Source organism: Vibrio sp. 10N.261.52.C2 (assembly GCF_041471425.1).
GTDB lineage: Bacteria > Pseudomonadota > Gammaproteobacteria > Enterobacterales > Vibrionaceae > Vibrio > Vibrio crassostreae_C.
The window spans coordinates 24,923-44,660 of the sequence record NZ_JBFROH010000057.1 but is presented as its reverse complement, the minus strand read 5'-3'; the positions used below and the strand labels follow the sequence as shown (position 1 = coordinate 44,660).

The window sequence follows — 19,738 nt, the reverse complement described above, 5'->3', positions numbered from 1 at the left end:
CAGTTCAGCGTTGAAGAAGACGGCACACTTATTTTCACTGATGCTGATCTATTAACAGGTGCGACTGATATTGAAGGCGACAACCTAACGGTTGAAGGTGTGACCTACGATGGCGGTGACGGTATTCTTACCGACAACGGTAATGGTACATACACCTTTGCGCCAAATGAGAACTTCAATGGTGACGTAAACTTCGGTTTCGATGTGTCAGACGGAACCGATACGGTATCTGCAAACATCGATGTGAGCGTAACTGCCGTTGATGATGCACCAGTGTCTGGCGACCTAGCGTACTCAATCGACGAAGATGGTTCGATTCGTCTAAGCCAAGAGCAGTTGCTATCACAAGCATCAGATGTGGAAGGCGATGACCTTACGGCTAGCGACCTTACGGTTGGTGGAGATGCGACGGTTGTAGCTAATGATGACGGCAGCTTCACCATCACGCCAGATGAGAACTTCAATGGTGATATCGATATTAGCTTCGATATCTCAGATGGTACCAATACGGTTCAAGCATCGGCTGACCTAACGGTTAACCCAGTTAACGACCTGCCAGTCCCTCAAGATCAGCAATTCAGTGTTGAAGAAGACGGTACTTTACTGTTCACAGACGCGGATCTGCTTACAGGCGCGACAGACATTGAAGGTGACAACCTAACGGTTGAAGGTGTGACCTACGATGGTGGCGACGGTATCCTTACCGACAACGGTAACGGCACGTACACCTTTGCGCCAAATGAAAACTTCAATGGTGACGTAAACTTCGGCTTCGATGTGTCAGACGGCACCGATACGGTCTCTGCGAACATCGATGTAAGTGTGACTGCGGTTGATGATGCGCCTGTGTCTGGTGACCTAGCGTACTCAATCGACGAAGATGGTTCGATTCGTCTAAGCCAAGAGCAGCTGCTTTCTCAAGCCTCTGACGTGGAAGGCGATGACCTGACGGCCAGCGGCCTAACGGTTGGCGGTGATGCAACCGTTACTCAAAACGATGATGGCAGTTTCACGATTACGCCAGATGAGAACTTCAATGGTGATATCGATATTAGCTTCGATATCTCAGATGGTACCAATACGGTTCAAGCATCAGCTGACCTTACTGTTAATCCAGTTAATGACCTGCCAGTCCCTCAAGACCAACAGTTCAGCGTTGAAGAAGATGGCACGTTAATCTTCACCGATGCCGACCTATTAACAGGTGCAACGGACATTGAAGGCGACAACCTAACGGTTGAAGGTGTGACCTACGACGGTGGCGACGGTATTCTTACCGACAATGGTAATGGCACATACACCTTCGCACCGAATGAAAACTTCAATGGCGACGTAAACTTCGGTTTTGATGTGTCTGACGGCACCGATACGGTCTCTGCAAACATCGATGTGAGTGTTATAGCGGTTGATGATGCGCCAGTGTCTGGTGACTTAGCGTACTCAATCGATGAAGACGGTTCTATCCGTTTAAGCCAAGAGCAACTGTTATCACAAGCATCTGATGTTGAAGGCGATGACCTTACTGCTAGCGGCCTAACGGTTGGTGGTGATGCGACGGTTGTAGCTAACGATGATGGCAGTTTCACCATCACGCCAGATGAGAACTTCAATGGCGACATTGATATCAGCTTCGATATCTCTGATGGCACCAATACCGTTCAAGCATCGGCTGACCTAACGGTTAACCCAGTAAACGACCTACCAGTACCTCAAGATCAACAGTTCAGTATTGCAGAAGACGGTACTTTACAGTTCACAGACGCGGATCTACTTACAGGCGCGACAGACGTTGAAGGTGATAACCTGACGGTTGAGGGCATCACTTATGAAGGCACTGATGGCGTACTGACTGACTTGGGTGAGGGATCATATAGCTTTGCTCCAAACGAAAACTTCAATGGTGATGTGAGCTTTAGCTTCGATGTGTCAGACGGTACCGATACCGTGTCTGCAAACATTGATGTTAGCGTGACTCCTGAGAACGATCCGCCTGTTGCGGGCTCAACGTCCTACACGGTGAATGAAGATAATTCGATTACCATTTCTGATGCACAACTATTGGCAACATCTTCAGATATTGAAGGTGATGTATCGATAGACAGCGTGACTTACTCTGGTAGCGACGGTGTCCTCGAAATCAATGGTAACGGCACTTACACCTTCTCGCCAAATGAGAACTTCAGCGGTGAAATTGCACTGGATGTGGTTGTTGCTGATGAAGATGGTGCGACCGACTCAACGACCGCGGGCATCAATGTTCTTGAAGTGAACGATCCGCCGGTTGCAGGCCCTACGTCTTACACCATTGATGAAGACTCAGTACTTACCTTCAGTGAGTCTCAAGTGTTGCTTAACGCCTCAGATGTAGAAGGGGATGTTGAGCTTGTTGGTATTAGCTACGATGGCCCTGAGGGTATCTTCTCAGTAAATGGTGACGGCACTTGCAGCTTCGCTCCAAATGAGAACTTTAATGGCCAAGTTCAGCTTGATGTCACCATTCGTGATGAAGATGGTGCAGAAGTGGAAACCGTCATCAATGTTGACGTATTACCAATCAATGATGCGCCAGTGTCTGGTGATTTGGCTTACAACGTTAACGAAGATGGTTCAATCACACTGAGCCAAGATCAGCTGTTGTCTCAAGCGTCCGATGTAGAAGGCGAAGATCTAACCGCAAGTGACTTAACAGTTGGTGGTGATGCGACGGTTGTAGCTAACGATGACGGCAGTTTCACCATCACACCAGATGCGAACTTCAATGGTGACATTGATATTCAATTCAACATCACTGACGGTACTGACACGGTTCAAGCAACCGCCGATCTTACTGTTAACCCAGTTAATGACTTGCCGGTTCCTCAAGACCAACAATTCAGTATCGCAGAAGACGGTACGCTTCAATTTACAGACGCCGACTTACTTACCGGTGCCACCGATATTGATGGCGACGACTTAACCGTTGAAGGTATTAGCTATACAGGTGGTGATGGCGTACTGACCGACCACGGTGATGGTACTTATACCTTTGCGCCAAACGAGAACTTCAATGGCGATGTGAACTTCAGTTTCGATGTGTCTGATGGCACAGAAACAGTCAGCGCTAACATTGATGTGAGTGTGACTCCTGAGAACGATCCGCCAGTTGCGGGTTCAACCTCATACATGGTCAATGAAGACAATGCCATCACAATTTCTGATGAACAGTTGCTAGCTAACTCTTCGGATATTGAAGGTGCGGTGTCGGTTGATACTGTGACTTACAGTGGCACTGATGGTGTGTTCCAAGATAACGGCGATGGCAGCTATACCTTCCTTCCTAATGAAAACTTCAGCGGTGATATCAGCCTTGATGTGATTGTTGCAGATGAAGAAGGTGCAATTGATGAAACCACAGCAGGTATTACCGTTCTTGAAGTGAACGATCCACCAGTTGCGGGTCCAACGTCATACACCATTGACGAAGATTCGGTTCTGACGTTCAGTGAATCTCAGATTCTTGTGAATGCTTCGGATATCGAAGGCGATGTAGAACTTGTTGGCATTAACTACGATGGCTCTGACGGTATCTTCACTGTAAATGGTGATGGTACATGCAGCTTTGCACCCAACGAAAACTTCAATGGTCAGGTTCAACTGGGTGTGACCATTCAAGATGAAGATGGCGCAACGGTTGAAACACACATTAACGTTGATGTATTGCCAATCAATGATGCGCCAGTATCGGGCGATTTGGCTTACACCATCAATGAAGATAGCTCCATCACGCTAAGCCAAGAGCAATTGCTAGCAAGAGCAGGTGATATCGATAGCGATAACTTAGAAGCTATCAATCTATCTACTGATGAAAATGCGACCATCCAACACAATGATGATGGCAGCTACACCATCACACCGAACGCAGATTACAACGGTGACCTAGATCTGAACTTCGATATCATCGATAACGATGGTGGTTCAGTTCAAGTTGGCCTAGACATTACCGTGAATCCGGTTAATGACTTGCCACAAGCGCAAGATCAACAGTTCACGATTGAAGAAGACGGTACGTTACTCTTCACCGATGCTGACCTGCTTGCAGGTGCGTCGGATATTGATGGTGATGAACTGTCGATTGAAAACGTGCTCTACACTGGTGCAGATGGTGTTCTTAGCGATAATGGCGACGGCACATATAGCTTTGCTCCAAACGAGAACTTCAATGGTGATGTTCAATTCTCATTCGATGTCTCTGACGGTACTGATTCAACATCAGCTGTTATTGATGTCAGCGTAACGCCTGAGAATGACCCACCAGTAGCGGGCTCAACATCGTACACAGTTCAAGAAGATGGCCAAATCACGATCAGTGATGAGCAATTATTGGCAAACTCTTCCGATGTAGAAGGTGATGTTTCACTGTCTGGAGTATCGTACTCCGGTGATGACGGCTCTTTTGTTGATAATGGCAATGGTACTTACACCTTTACGCCAAATGAAAACTTCGATGGTGATATTTCACTAGACGTTGTTGTCGTTGACGAAGACGGTGCAACCGCAACCACAACCGCTGGCATCGATGTTATCGCTGTGAATGACGGACCTGAAACTTCGGGCATTCAGGCTGAAGTCGATGAAGATAATTCAATCACCATTACTCAAGAGCAGTTACTCGCTAATGCGACCGATGTTGAAGGTGATGAGTTAACGGCATCTAACCTACAAACCAACGATCCAGATGCGACAATTGTTACTAATGACGATGGTTCATTCACTATTACGCACACAGAAAACTTCAATGGCGAGTTGGACTTCACATACAGCATCAGTGATGGTGAGAATGAAGTTCTGACGACACTCGACTTGACGGTTAACCCTGTCAACGATGCGCCAGAAGCGGGCGATGAAATCTTCATCCAAGCGCAAGAAGACCAAACAGTTGGTGTGACACTTCGTGAAGAACCAGCACTACGTTTAGACCAAGCGCCAGAAAACGGCATCATTGAAGCAAATGTGAATGACGAATGGGTGGTACTGGAAGTAGGACAAGAAGTTCCTGCAGATACCGAAGTGCGCTTTGTTCCAAGTGAAGATGCTCTTGCTGAAGGTACACACACCACACAAATCGGTACGTTTGACGATAACGCGAGTGTGGATGATTGGGGTACAGAAGTTGACCCTTATACGCGTGAGTTCTCAGATGGTGACTTAACGGTAACTGTTCAAAGTAACGATGACCCTCTTGGTGCCTGGAATGGCAACACCCACATTGGTCATGGTATCGGTGATACTGACCGCCAAGGCTTAAGTGGTGATGAGAAACTGACGGTTTCAGTTGAAGGTCAAGACATCAATGAAATCAGTTTCCACCTAGATGGTTTGGGTGGCTGGTTCATGGAAGAGTCTCGTCACTTTACAGAAGTAGAAATCAAAGCGTTCAATGAGGATGGCGACCTAATTGACTCGATGACTTACCACAAAGAAGACCGTGGTACTTTCGAGACAGATTACACGCTAACGGTTGATCAACCAGTGTCCTACTTTGAGCTTGGTACCGTGCAAGGTAATGGTACTTACGTCGTTCAAAACATGACAGTGTCACAAACTTGTCATGATGAAGCGGTGTTTACATCGATTGGTGTAGATGGCTCAGAGATTACTGAAACGGTTGAGTTGAATATCCATGCGGGTGACAACGAAATCGAGTTAACGGCTGATCTTCCGAATATTACTGTCGATACCGATGGTTCTGCCCAGTTTGCTTCGGTTGTGATTACCGAAGAGCAACTACTGGCGCAAGCATCTGATATTGATGGCGACGACCTTGATATTGAAAATCTAGAGCTAGTGGGTGAAAACTCAGAGCATGCAACACTCACCGATAATGGTGATGGCACTTGGACGGTAACACCGGATGAAAACTTCCATGGTGAAATCGAACTTGGTTACCAAGTTACCGATGGTGAGCTGACAGACAGCAATATCATCAATATCAATTTCGAATCAGTAAATGATGCGCCAATCGTTTCTGGCCCGATTGTTCTATCGACAGATGAAGATGAAGGTATCACGTTCAGTGCAGATGACTTGCTAGCGAACACCACAGATGTGGAAGGCGATACGCTGTCTATTTCTGACATCACTTACGGTGGTGATAACGGTGAGCTAGTTGATAACGGCGATGGTACGTTTACCTTCATGCCGAATGAAAACTTCAATGGTGAAATCGACATCGACTACAAGGTGTTTGATGGAACTGATGAAGTTGCAACGCATCTAGACCTAACGGTCGTACCAGTCAATGATGTGCCGGTTCCGGGTGAACCATTGCACACCCAAATGCTTGAAAACGGCTCCATGATCATCGAAGCGAAAGACCTATTGTCTGGTGCTACCGATGTTGATGGCGACATTCTTCATGTCGAAAACCTATTACTTGCAGACCAAACGCAAGGTACGTTAACGGATAACGGTGATAATACCTTTACCTTCGAACCTGCAGAAGACTTCTACGGTGAAGTGAATCTGACTTTCGATATCAGTGATGGCCAAGCAAGCGCACCAAGTACAGCAAGAGTTGACGTTGAAATTGTCAATGAAGGCCCAGAGGTTGGTGGTCCAATTGAAGCCGCTGTTGATGAAGATGGTTCAATCACTATCACTCAAGAGGATCTGTTAGCGAATGCGACGGATGTCGATGGCGACAACCTTGAAGCCGTTAACTTAGCGACCAACGATCCAAATGCGGTTGTTGTAGAAAACCCAGACGGTAGCTTCACTATTACACCAAGTGCAGATTTCTTTGGTGAGATTGAGTTTACTTATGATGTCACTGACGCGATCGAAACTGTTGCGGCTGACCTCAACCTAACCGTAAACCCTATCAACGATGCTCCAGACGTGCCTGACATGTCTTTCACTACGGAAGACGGTCAAGCGATTACCATTACCGAAGCTGAACTATTAGCACAAGCGACAGACATTGAAGGCGACGAACTGTCAGTTGTGAATGTGACGAGTGCAAGCGACACGGTAGAAGTCACAGACAATGGCGATGGAACATACACATTAACACCAGAGCAGGGCTTCTTCGGTAACGTTGACTTAGCGTTTGATGTGAGCGATGGCACTGATGTGGTTGCCGCAAACATCGACCTAAAAGTTGAGTTCGTCAACGATGCGCCAGAAGCGACGCCAATGGTGGCAGATGTCGACGAAGATGGTTCAATCCTCGTTACACAAGAAATGTTGTTGGAGAACGCGAGCGACCAAGATGGCGATGAGTTGTTTGCAAGCGCGCTTGAAACTAACGATCCAAATGCCAGCATTGTAGACAATGGTGATGGCACGTACACAGTGACACCTTCAGAGAACTTCAATGGCGATATTGCATTCACTTATGAGGTGAGCGACGGTGAGCTGAGCACGTCTAATGATATGACATTGACCGTTAATCCGGTGAATGACATTCCAATTGTTGCTCCAGGAATGTACCACATCGAAGAGGATGGCAGCATCCTGTTCACTCAAGAAGATCTATTGAGTGCTGCAATTGATATTGATGGCGATGACCTAAGCGTTACCAGCATCAATTACTCTGGTGATGAAGGCACAGTAACCGACAACGGCGATGGCACGTTCAGCTTCGTTCCTGAAGAGCACTTCAGTGGTGATCTGCAGTTCAGCTTTACTGTGACAGACGGTACGGATGAAGTTGAACAAGACATTAATGTTCACATTGAAGCAGTTGCTGATGCGCCTGACTTAGTTATCACGGATGGTGATGGTGTTAACGTCGACGACCAGGCGATTTTGGTTGAGCCAGGCGGTATTGTTGAACTGAACATTGCTGCGGCACTTGTCGACCAAGACTTGTCTGAAACACTCACTGTTACAGTAGATGGTGTGCCAGAAGGTTCGGTTATTCAATACGATAACGAAGGCGTTCTGAATGACCAAGAGAACGGTATCACCAGTTACAACGACACTGAAATCACAGTAACGTTTGAAGGTGAGACGGCTGGCTACCAAAACGCTGCGGGTTACTACAAAGTAGACGAAGACGGCAACATCACAGGTGTTGAAGTTGTTTACGAAAACGCATCACAAGTTGGTGGTGGCGGCGACCTTGTTCCAGGGCAAGATCAATTCAGCTTCCAAGTCGAGGAAGGCGAAAGCTTTAACCTGTTCTTAATTCCAAACGGACATCAGCACAACGACTTTGATGCGATGCAAGACGGTCAGTACGAGTTCCGTGCTGAGGATGGTTCGCCTGCGAACATGGATACGGTTGATCCTCAACTTGTCTTTGTGGCTGCTGATGGAACCGAGACAGTGATTCAAGGCCAAAATGGTGACGCGATCTTCCATGGTGGTTCAAGCTCTCAGCTAAACCAAGATGGTATCGAACATACTCGTACTACGGTTAATGAAGACGGCGAGCTGGTTTACGGATTTGAAGATTTGTATGGCGGCGGTGATGCTGACTATTCTGACTTCAACTTCACAATCGATGTCGGTGAAGTGAACAGCCAAATCTACAGCGGTGAAGTAACGGTTGGCCCTGATGGTACGGTGAACTTACCAACAACGGCTATCGAAAATGCGTTACAAATCCAGTTACCAGAAGACTTCAATGAGCAGCTTGAAGTTCATGTAACCGCAACTGCGACAGAGTTATCGAATGATGATTCTGAAACGGTATCTCAAACCATCTACATTAACGCGACAGGCGCGCACATTGAGCACGCACCTGAAGCACTTCCGGTTTCTGCAACTGTTGAAGAAGATGGTTCAATCATCATTACGCAAGAAGACTTATTGGCTAATGCGCGTGATTTAGATGGCGATCAGTTGACGGCTCTGAATTTAGCAACCGATGATGAGAGCGTTACGATTACCGATAACGGTGATGGTACGTACACATTAACGCCAGATGCTGATTTCAATGGCGATGTGAGCTTTACGTTTGATGTGTCTGATGGTGATGATGTTGTCTCTACCAACCTTGAGTTAACAGTTTCACCAGTAAATGACGGTCCAGAAGCACAAGACCACGCATTCACAGTCGGCGAAGATGGCGTGTTAACGTTCAATGACCAAGACCTATTAACAGGTGTAACGGACATTGAAGGGGACGACCTAAGTGTTGAAGGTTTAACTTACACTGGCGCAGATGGTGTCCTAACCGATAATGGCGATGGCACCTACAGTTTCGCGCCAAACGAAAACTTCAATGGCGATGTGAACTTCTCGTTCAATGTATCAGATGGTACCGATACGGTAACCGCTAACATTGATGTGAGCGTGACGCCAGAGAATGATCCTCCGGTTGCGGGTAGTACGTCTTACACGGTTCATGAAGACAACTCTATTACAATCAGCAACGAACAACTGCTAGCGAACTCTTCGGATATCGAAGGCGAAGTCGCAATTGATAACGTGAGTTACAGTGGTAGCGACGGTGTTCTGGAAATCAACGGTGACGGTACATACACCTTCTCGCCAAACGAGAACTTTAATGGCGAAGTTAGCCTAGATGTTGTCGTGACGGATGAAGATGGAGCGACTGAAGCAACAACGGCGGGTATTACTGTCCTTGAGGTGAACGATCCGCCAGTTGCTGGCCCTACGTCATACACCATCGATGAAGATTCAGTACTGACTTTCAATGAGTCTCAAGTTCTGTTGAACGCTTCTGATATTGAAGGTGATGTTGAGCTTGTTGAGATCAACTACGATGGCCCAGACGGTATCTTCTCAATCAATGGTGACGGTACATGTAGCTTCGCTCCGAATGAAAACTTCAACGGCCAAGTTCAATTGGATGTAACCATTCAAGATGAAGACGGCGCTCAGGTTGATACGTTTATTACGGTTGATGTATTACCAATCAACGATGTACCAGTATCAGGCGACCTTGCATACAGTGTTGAGGAAGACGGTTCGATTACCTTGAGCCAAGAGCAGCTTCTTTCTCAAGCGAGTGATGTAGATGGCGACGACCTTACTGCTTCTAACTTGATTGTTGATGGAGACGCGACGGTTGTTGCTAACGATGACGGCAGCTTTACCATTACGCCAGATGCGAACTTCAATGGTGACATTGACCTAACGTTCGACATTAGCGATGGTACAGATACGCTGGTTGCGACGGCTGACCTAACCGTTAACCCAGTCAATGACCTTCCACAACCACAAGATCAAACGTTCAGCATCGGCGAAGACGGCATCTTGAACTTCACTGATGAAGACTTGCTGACAGGTGCGACTGACATTGATGGGGATGACCTGTCGGTTGAAGGCGTTACTTACACAGGTGCGGATGGTGTTCTTACTGATAATGGCGATGGAAGCTACAGCTTTGCGCCAAACGAGAACTTCAATGGTGATGTGAACTTCAGTTTTGATGTGTCAGATGGCACGGATACAGTTCAAGCCAACATTGATGTCAGCGTGACACCAGAGAACGATCCACCGGTTGCAGGTAGCACGTCTTACACCGTTCATGAAGACAACTCAATTACCATCAGTGACGAACAGTTACTTGCTAACTCTTCTGACATTGAAGGTGATGTGGCAGTCGATAGCGTGACTTACACTGGCGCTGACGGTGTCTTTGAAGACAACGGTGACGGTACTTACACCTTCTCACCAAACGAAAACTTCAACGGCGAAGTTAGCCTTGATGTTGTCGTAACTGATGAAGAGGGCGCAACTGAAGCGACCACCGCGGGTATTACTGTACTTGAGGTGAACGATCCACCAATCGCAGGCTCAACGAGCTACTCAGTCAACGAGGACGAAGTTATCACCATCAGTTCAGAGCAACTGTTGGCGAACGCTTCTGATATCGAAGGTGAAGTGGCGATTGATAGCGTTAACTACACAGGCTCAGATGGTATATTTACCGACAATGGTGACGGAACATTCAGCTTCGCACCTAACGCTAACTTCGATGGCGACGTAAGCCTTGATGTTGTCGTTACTGATGAAGAAGGCGCAACCGTAGCGACCAACGCAAGCATTGATGTTCTGCCTGTTAACGATGCTCCGGTATCGGGCGACTTGGCGTACAGCGTGGACGAAGATGGCTCAATTACCTTGAGCCAAGAGCAATTACTTGCTCAAGCGAGTGATGTTGATGGCGATGACTTAACAGCGGCTAACCTAACCGTTGGTGGTGATGCGACAGTTACAGCAAACGATGATGGTAGTTTCACTATCACGCCAGATGCTAACTTCAATGGCGACATTGATTTGAACTTCGACATTACCGATGGCGATGCGACGCTTCAAGCAACGGCTGACCTAACGGTTAACCCAGTTAATGACCTGCCAACAGTCGGTGAGCCACAATTTGTGACTCAAGAAGACACCAGCTTTACCTTCACAGAAGAACAACTGCTGCAAAATGCGGGCGACATTGATGGTGATAACCTATCGGTTGAAAATGTGGCTTCAGATAGCGGTACTTTGGTTGATAACGGCGACGGCACTTACACATTCGCACCGAATGAAAACTTCGACGGCAATGTGAATGTGACGTTCGACGTGAATGACGGTACCGCGACAGTACCAGCAGAAGCGACGATTGATGTTCAATCTGTGGTTGATATGCCAGAGCTGTCGATTGCTTCTGACCTAGTGATTGCTTCAGACAACTTCGAGTCTGGCTCAAATGGCTGGAATACAGGCACTGAAAGCTCACAAGGCTTCGAATCTGGCGACATGCTAGGTCGTATTGGTGGCACTGGTGGCGAGGAGGCCGTAAGCAAAACTTACGACATTCCAAGTGATGTGAGCGAAGTTAATATCTCGTTCAACTTCTACGAAATCGACTCTTGGGATGGTGAGTCGTTCCAAATCTTTGTCGGTGGCGAAGAGCTTACTTCGTTAGACAACTCGGCATTCCAAACTCAAGATGGCACGACAACGTTGTACGATTCAGCGGGCAATGAAGTGGGTGAAGTCGTTCACGGCGTGTCGCAAGGTGAAGGCTTCAGTGGTTGGAACGACCAAGCACACCAAATCAACCTAACGGTACCAGTCGAAGATGGTCAACTTGAGTTAGGCTTCGGTTCAACCTTGAACCAAGGTGTGAGTGATGAGTCGTTTGGCATAGATAACATTGAAATCACAGTGTCTGACGCGGATTACCAAATCATTGGTACCGAAGATACACCTGTACCACTTAATATTGATGCGGCGCTTACTGATACCGATGGTTCAGAAAACCTTGCTATTTTGATTGAAGATGTGCCGGAAGGCAGCTCGCTTTCTGCAGGTACCGATAACGGTGATGGCACATGGTCATTGCAACCAGGCGAGCTAGAAGGGCTAGAGTTTATCCCTTCAGGTGACTTCAATGGTGATGTGGTTCTAACTGTAAATGCGACATCGACTGATGTTGATACGGGCACCACCGCGACGGCAACCCAAGATGTGACGATTCATATCTCGCCAGCGAATGATGCTCCAGAAGTTGATGGTGAAATCAGTGCTGTGACAGCCGAAGACAACAGCATCACGCTAACTCAAGAGCAGTTGCTAGAGCACGCTGTTGACATTGATGGTGATGATTTATCAGCAATCAACCTAACTACCAATGATGAAAATGCGACCGTTCAAATGAACGACGATGGCAGTTTCACCATTACACCGAGTGAAAACTTCAACGGTAATATCGAATTTAGTTACGATGTAACCGATGGAGAAGACATGGTCGCGGCTGGCCTAGACTTGACGGTAACACCTGTCAATGATGCGCCAGAGCCACAAGACCAAGCATTCACTATTGGTGAAGATGGGGTTCTTAACTTCACTGACGCTGACCTGTTAACGGGTGCGACGGATGTTGAAGGTGATGACCTAACAGTCGAAGGTGTGACATACACTGGTGCTGATGGTGTGCTTACCGACAATGGTGACGGAAGCTACAGCTTTGCGCCAAACGAGAACTTCAATGGTGATGTGAACTTCAGCTTTGATGTGTCAGATGGCACGGATACGGTTCAAGCCAACATTGATGTGAGCGTGACGCCTGAGAACGATCCACCAGTGGCGGGTAGCACGTCTTACACTGTGCATGAAGACAACTCAATCACGATCAGTAACGAACAGCTATTAGCCAACTCTTCAGATATTGAAGGTGAGGTTGCGATTGATAGCGTGACTTACACTGGCAGTGACGGTGTGTTCGAAGACAACGGTGACGGCACTTACACCTTCTCGCCAAACGAGAACTTCAATGGTGATGTGAGCTTAGCGGTTGTTGTTACCGATGAAGAAGGGGCAACAGAAGCGACCACCGCGGGAATCACCGTACTTGAGGTGAACGATCCGCCAATCGCAGGCTCAACCAGCTACTCAGTCAACGAAGATGAAGTTATCACCATCAGTGCAGAGCAACTGTTGGCGAACTCTTCTGATATTGAAGGTGAAGTGGCGATTGATAGTGTTACTTACACAGGCGCTGACGGTATCTTTACTGACAACGGCAACGGCACATTCAGCTTTGCACCGAACGCAAACTTCGATGGCGATGTTAGCCTCGATGTAGTGGTGACAGATGAAGACGGTGCGACAGTAGCCACCAGCGCAAGTATTGATGTTCTTCCAATTAATGATCCACCAGTATCGGGTGACTTGGCATACAGCATTGATGAAGATGGTTCGATTACTCTGACTCAAGAGCAGTTGCTGTCTCAAGCATCTGATGTGGATGGCGATGATCTGACCGCAAGCAACTTAAGCGCAGGCGATAATGCAACCGTTGTTGATAATGGCGATGGCACCTTTACGGTAACGCCAGATGCGAACTTCAATGGCGATATCGACCTAAGCTTCGACCTTTCTGATGGTACTGAAACGGTTGTGGCAACGGCCGACCTTACTGTGAATCCAGTGAATGACATCGCGGTTGTAGAAGATGTCGCTTACACCATTGAAGAAGATGGTTCACTTACCTTTACAGACGAGCAACTGCTAGCGGGTGCCTCTGATATTGATGGTGACGAACTTTCAGTTGCTGATGTGTCTTACACTGGCGCAGAAGGTGTGTTCACTGACAATGGCGATGGCACTTACACCTTTGCACCGAACGAGAACTTCAATGGTGACGTAAGTCTGGACTTCTCAGTATCTGACGGCACTGAGACAGTCGATGCAAACATCGACGTAACGGTAACAGACGTTAACGATGCACCTGTGGCAGGCGCAACGTCTTACCAAATGAACGAAGATGGCACCATCACATTGAGCCCTGAGCAGTTGATTGCTAATAGCTCCGATGTGGACGGGGAAGTGTCTCTTGATAGCGTGAGCTACTCAGGTACAGACGGTATCTTGGTTCAAAATGAAGATGGTTCGGTAACGTTCGCACCAAACGAAAACTTTAACGGCGACATCAACCTTGATGTGACGGTTATTGATGACGACGGTGCTACCGCTCAAACCACCGCTGGTATTGAAGTTATTGCAGTTAACGACGCACCAGTGGCTGGAAACCTGGCTTACTCGGTTGATGAAGATGGTTCAATTACGCTATCTCAAGAGCAGTTGCTGGCTAACGCATCGGATGTTGATGGTGATGCACTAACCGCAAGCAATCTATCTGCAGGTGACAATGCGACTGTAACAGCGAACGAAGATGGTTCATTTACTATCATGCCGGATGCTGATTTCAACGGTGACATTGATTTGAGCTTCGATGTGTCAGATGGCCTTGAAACTGTTCAAGCTGGCGTCGACCTAACCGTTAATCCAGTCAATGACCTACCAACAGCAGAAGACCAAAACTTTACTGTTGAGGAAGATGGAACGCTAACCTTCACTGACGCTGACCTATTAGCAGGTGCTGCGGATATTGATGGTGATGACCTTTCTATCACGGATGTGTCTTACACGGGCGCAGAGGGTGTGTTCACTGATAACGGTGACGGCACTTATAGCTTTGCTCCGAACGAGAACTTCAATGGCGATGTCAACCTAGGCTTCACAGTGACTGATGGCACTGAGACAGTCGATGCCAATATTGGTGTGACGGTAACGGATGTTAACGATGCGCCGGTAGCGGGTTCTACGTCTTACCAAATGAACGAAGATGGCACCATCACAATCAGCCCTGAGCAGTTAATTGCTAATAGCTCTGACGTTGATGGTGAAGTGTCACTTGAAAGCGTGACTTACTCAGGCTCTGACGGCACCTTGGTTCAAAACGATAATGGGTCTGTGACCTTCACGCCAAACGAGAACTTTAATGGTGATATCAGCCTAGATGTGGTCGTGACCGATGATGACGGTGCAACGGCAACAACAACGGCAGGTATCGAAGTTCTGGCTGTGAACGATGGACCTGAATCTGAGGATGTGAAACTAACCACAGCCGAAGACAGCACCATTCTTATCACACAAGACATGTTGTTAGCTCAAGCTACCGACATCGATAACACCGCAGACGAGCTGTCGGCTTCTGGTCTACAAATCGACCCTAGCTTGGGTGAGTTGCTAGATAACGAAGATGGTACTTGGTCATTTACACCAAACGAAAACTTCAATGGCGATGTGCCAATGACGTTTAACGTTAGCGATGGCCAAGAGACAATTTCAGTCGACGGCAACATCGATGTTACGCCAGTGAATGATGCACCTGAAGCGCCAACCATTGAGATGCAAGGCGAAGAAGATGTGGTCATGGTGATTGACCCTGCTTACATCGCGGGTCAAGTGACAGACCTTGATGGCGACGAGATCAGCATTGAGAGCATCACAGTACGAGCACCAGCGAATGCGACCTTAACTCAGCAACCAGACGGCATGTATCACTTAGTGACTACTCAAGACTTTAATGGCTTAGTAGAACTCGGTTATCAAGCTACTGACGGTGAAGAAGTGGTTGATGGCTCGCTGAATGTGGATGTCATTCCGGTTAACGACGCACCATTCAATGTCGGCAACGCAATGATGACCACAGACGAAGATGGCGCGTTCACCTTCGATGCTGGCGACTTGATGAACTTGTTCGGTGACATTGATACCGCGGACCTTGTTGTTTCTCGCATTATCACCGCAGACGGTGAAGATGGCGGAGAAGTAACAGACAACGGTGATGGTACTTGGACATTCACACCAACAGGCGACTTCGCAGGCGTTTCTGACCTGCAAGTTGTCGTGAGTGACGGTGAGTTTGAAACGGTTCTCGATGTTCCTGTGTTCGTACGTCCTGTCGCAGATGGCGCGGTTATTTCAACTGACCATGACGGTCCATTGGTGTTCGGTGAGGATGAAACGGGTCACTTAGGACTGAACGTTGGCCTAGTCGATGATTCAGAAACACTAAGTAACTTGGTGATGACAGGTTTCCCTGTTGGATTCGAGGTAACAGATGGTGTGAATACCGTGATGATCACCGAGCCGGGTCAATACATAGACCTGTTCGATTGGGATATCTCAAACATTCAAATGACGCCTCCTGAAGACTTCCATGGTGAGTTCTTCGTAACGGTTAGCGCAACAACGGTTGATTACGGAGATGAGCCGGAAGCGTTTGAAGATGGCATCGATTCTGGTGATTTCGAAACCGTAGCGGGTGATTCCATCATCCTAACGGCGGACGACCTAATCGGTTTGGCTGAGAATGTGGATGCTGACAGCGATGATGAAGTGAAACTGGTTCATCTTGCCGACCGCAGCCAAGGTGAGATTGTCGATAATGGCGATGGCACTTGGACGTTCACACCAGCACCAGGCTTTACTGGCGAAGCAGACATAGCTTACGTGGTTGATAAAGATGGCGTGCTTCATGATGAGCAAACTGGCGTGGTCGTGAAAGAAGGCGACTCGCAAGAGAATGCAGCACCAGAAGTTAACAGCATCACGACGACGGAAATCGCAGCGGATGCAACCTTGTCGTTCACTGATGAAGACATGTTAGCGAACCTGAGCGATGCAGAAGGCGATAGCTTGAGCATTGAGTCAGTAAGCTTGATGGAAGGTCAGGGCGTAATTGAGAGCGATAACCAAGGTAACTATCAATTCACACCTGCTGAAGACTACACCGGCGATGTTCAAGTTGGGTTTATCGCGACCGATGGCGAAAATCGTATCGAAAGCTTCTTCAATGTGGATATCCAAGGTGGTGATGAAGCAGCGGCGAGTGAAGGTTATGCCTTAGCTGATGATGGTTCACTAACTATCACGGATGCACAGCTGGTGGATGAGTTGGGCGTGAGTGATTCTGCACAAGTTGTTGATGTTGCAGACGCGAACGATGCTGGCTTCTTTGCCGAATCAGGTGAAGGTGAGTGGACTTACTGGCCGAACGAAGACTTCGATGGCAACTTAGCGATGAATGTTGAAGTTAACGACGGCGGTGAAGTATCAAGTCATAGCTTAAGCATCCAAGTTGAAGATGATTCAATACAAAGTGATGAACCACAAGTCCAAGCTGCTCAAGCAACAGAAGAGCAACAAGTGGAAGTGGCTCAACAAGCTGATGACCAAGCTCAAGATGCTGAAACTGAAGATAGTACAGCAGATGTAACCGCGGCACCGGGTGATACCATCTCTATCTCGATTCCAGATGAGGTAAGTGGTAACGAATCGGTTGATTACGCTGATATGTCTGGTCTACCTGAGGGCGCTACTGTGAGCAACGCACTGGATAACGGTGATGGTAGCTTCACAATCAGTGGCAACCTAGAGCAGCCTGTATCCGTTGAACTTCCAGAAGGTTACGAAGGGACTAGCGAGATCCAATTCCAAGGTTACGACGAATTGGGTAGTTCAATAGACGGTGCTAGCGGTTCTGTTGAGGTTGAGGTCGATGATCAATACACCATGCAAGGTTCTACTCAAGAGCAGCAACCAGACATGGCGGGTATGGAATCTGGTGGCAGCGACTGGACAAGTTCAGGTGGTCAAGATCAAGGTGTTGACTTCACGGACGACTCTGGAAGCTTCGATTCAGATTCTCAAACTGGAACCGATCAAGGCAACGACTTCGACCAAAGCTCGATTTAATCGAGAGGGCTTAGTTTTAGTCTGAACCGACAAGCAGATAGGGCAGCGTAAAGTTGCCCTCATTAAAGCCATGTAGAGTTATTGATACATGGCTTTTTTTTATTTATTTTTTTGTTTCGCTAAATAAACTTGAGAACAGGTAAATATGTCCTTAATTATTAGAAGGGTCCGTTAGACAGGAGGGACGACATGTATCGTTATGTCAGTTCACCGCAAGCGTCGAAGTACATAGTGCCACCACCTCAACATCGAGAGTTGTCGAGTGTGGATGTGCCTGAGTCCGAATTAGAGATGCGAGAAATATTGAATAATTGGTTTGCTGATGGTTTAGCGCCCATTATTGAAAGTGAAGATGACTACATCTCTGCGAGCGATCACGTTCGATTTGAAAAGCTTAGCCGCACCGTTGGGATGTTGTTGAGAAACAAAGATTATTATTTTGCGGCTAAACGGATTTTATCAGTGTGGGAACAAGATTGTCTTGAAACCACTTATATCAATTATCTCATTTTGCGCAGTGAGCGAGTCACTTCTTTAAGGTAAGTTAATGGCGTGGCATTTGTCATTTTTCATTAGGCATTAGCGACTTAGGGTTCGTGTGCTTACGATCTTTTTATTTTTCTAACGAATCAGCAAACAAAAAGGGCAAGCTTGGAGGCTCACCCTAAAGGTCTTTGTTTTGGCTTAACGTTATTTTCAACTAATTCTCAACTGGGTTACGACTTACACCCAACCATCAAATTTGAGTCGTTTTTGAATTCTTTCGACCGCTTCTTTCTGCATTTGTCTAACACGTTCATTAGAAACATTCACATCCAACATTTGTCCGACCTCAGACAGCGTTTTCACCTTGTTATCAAAGAAACCAAAACGGTGGATGAGCACCTTTTGTAATTTTGGAGGAAGTGTATAGATGATTTGTTCTAGAGCTTGGGTAAAGGATTGATCCTCACAATCTTGTTGAGGGTCTGGGATATATTCACTTTCGCATTGATCAAGCACCATAGGCGCATGGCTAGTTCCAACCGTTGTCGTCACGTCAATAAACCCGCTTAACGCCACCAGTTGATCGACGCGTTCGGCCTTTACACCTGAACTGTCTGATAGCTCAGAAATTGAAACCTCTTTACTCATTTTTTTGCTTGCATCGAGCTTTTTTGAGGCGAGGCTGTTTATTTCTTTACACACGTGGGCTGGCAATCGAACGGTTCGACCCGTGTTCATGAGTGCGGCTTCAATGTTTTCGCGGATCCACCAAACAGCATAGGTTGAAAAACGATAGCCTGGTTCTGGATCGTATTTGTCGATGGCCTTAATCAAGCCAATGTTGCCTTCCTCGATCAGGTCGAGCAGCGTGAAGTTGTTGCCTTTACGTTTTAGGTAACTCTTTGCGATTTTTACAACAAGTCGCAGGTTTGATTCGATCATGATGTCACGTGCTTGCTTGTCACCAGCGCGATTCAACTTTGCGTAATACACCTCATCTTCACGCGACAGCAGTTCAATCCCCACAATATCCTTTAGATAGTGAGCATAAGGCTCTGCAGTGGTAGAAAATGATTCTTTAATGGGTGTGTCATCCGTGAGCCCCTGAAACGCAGAAAAACTGTCATTGTTCATTTCCTTGTCCTTTTTTAGCCGACTGAACGTTTTATTTTTTATTTTATTATTATGCCACCAAGTGATTAACGCTTGGTTTCATTATAGTGTAGATAACAGTTTCTTCTTTACCAATAAATAA

Annotated in this window: 3 protein-coding genes; 2 read left to right on the top strand and 1 reads right to left on the bottom strand. The window is 47.1% G+C overall.

What is annotated here, in order from left to right:
* Positions 1–17,997, top strand: a 17,997-nt coding sequence (locus tag AB4307_RS19135; protein WP_372133025.1) for a tandem-95 repeat protein, incomplete at its 5' end; no start/stop codon positions are given.
* A gap of 189 nt (positions 17,998–18,186) precedes the next feature.
* Positions 18,187–18,540: a hypothetical protein gene (locus AB4307_RS19130; protein WP_017072193.1), complete on the top strand. Its 354-nt coding sequence runs from the start codon at positions 18,187–18,189 to the stop codon at positions 18,538–18,540.
* 180 nt (positions 18,541–18,720) lie between these two features.
* Here AB4307_RS19130 and AB4307_RS19125 read toward each other — a convergent pair whose 3' ends face one another.
* Positions 18,721–19,617 carry a sigma-70 family RNA polymerase sigma factor gene (locus AB4307_RS19125; protein ID WP_372133023.1) on the bottom strand — a complete coding sequence of 299 codons (897 nt, stop codon included), beginning with the start codon at positions 19,615–19,617 and terminating at the stop codon, positions 18,721–18,723.
* Positions 19,618–19,738 lie beyond the last annotated feature (121 nt).

Coding starts and splice junctions, on each gene's coding strand:
- AB4307_RS19125 (WP_372133023.1), bottom strand. CDS start 19,617: ATGAACAATGACAGTTTTTCTGCGTTTCAGGGGCTCACGGATGACACA.
- AB4307_RS19130 (WP_017072193.1), top strand. CDS start 18,187: ATGTATCGTTATGTCAGTTCACCGCAAGCGTCGAAGTACATAGTGCCA.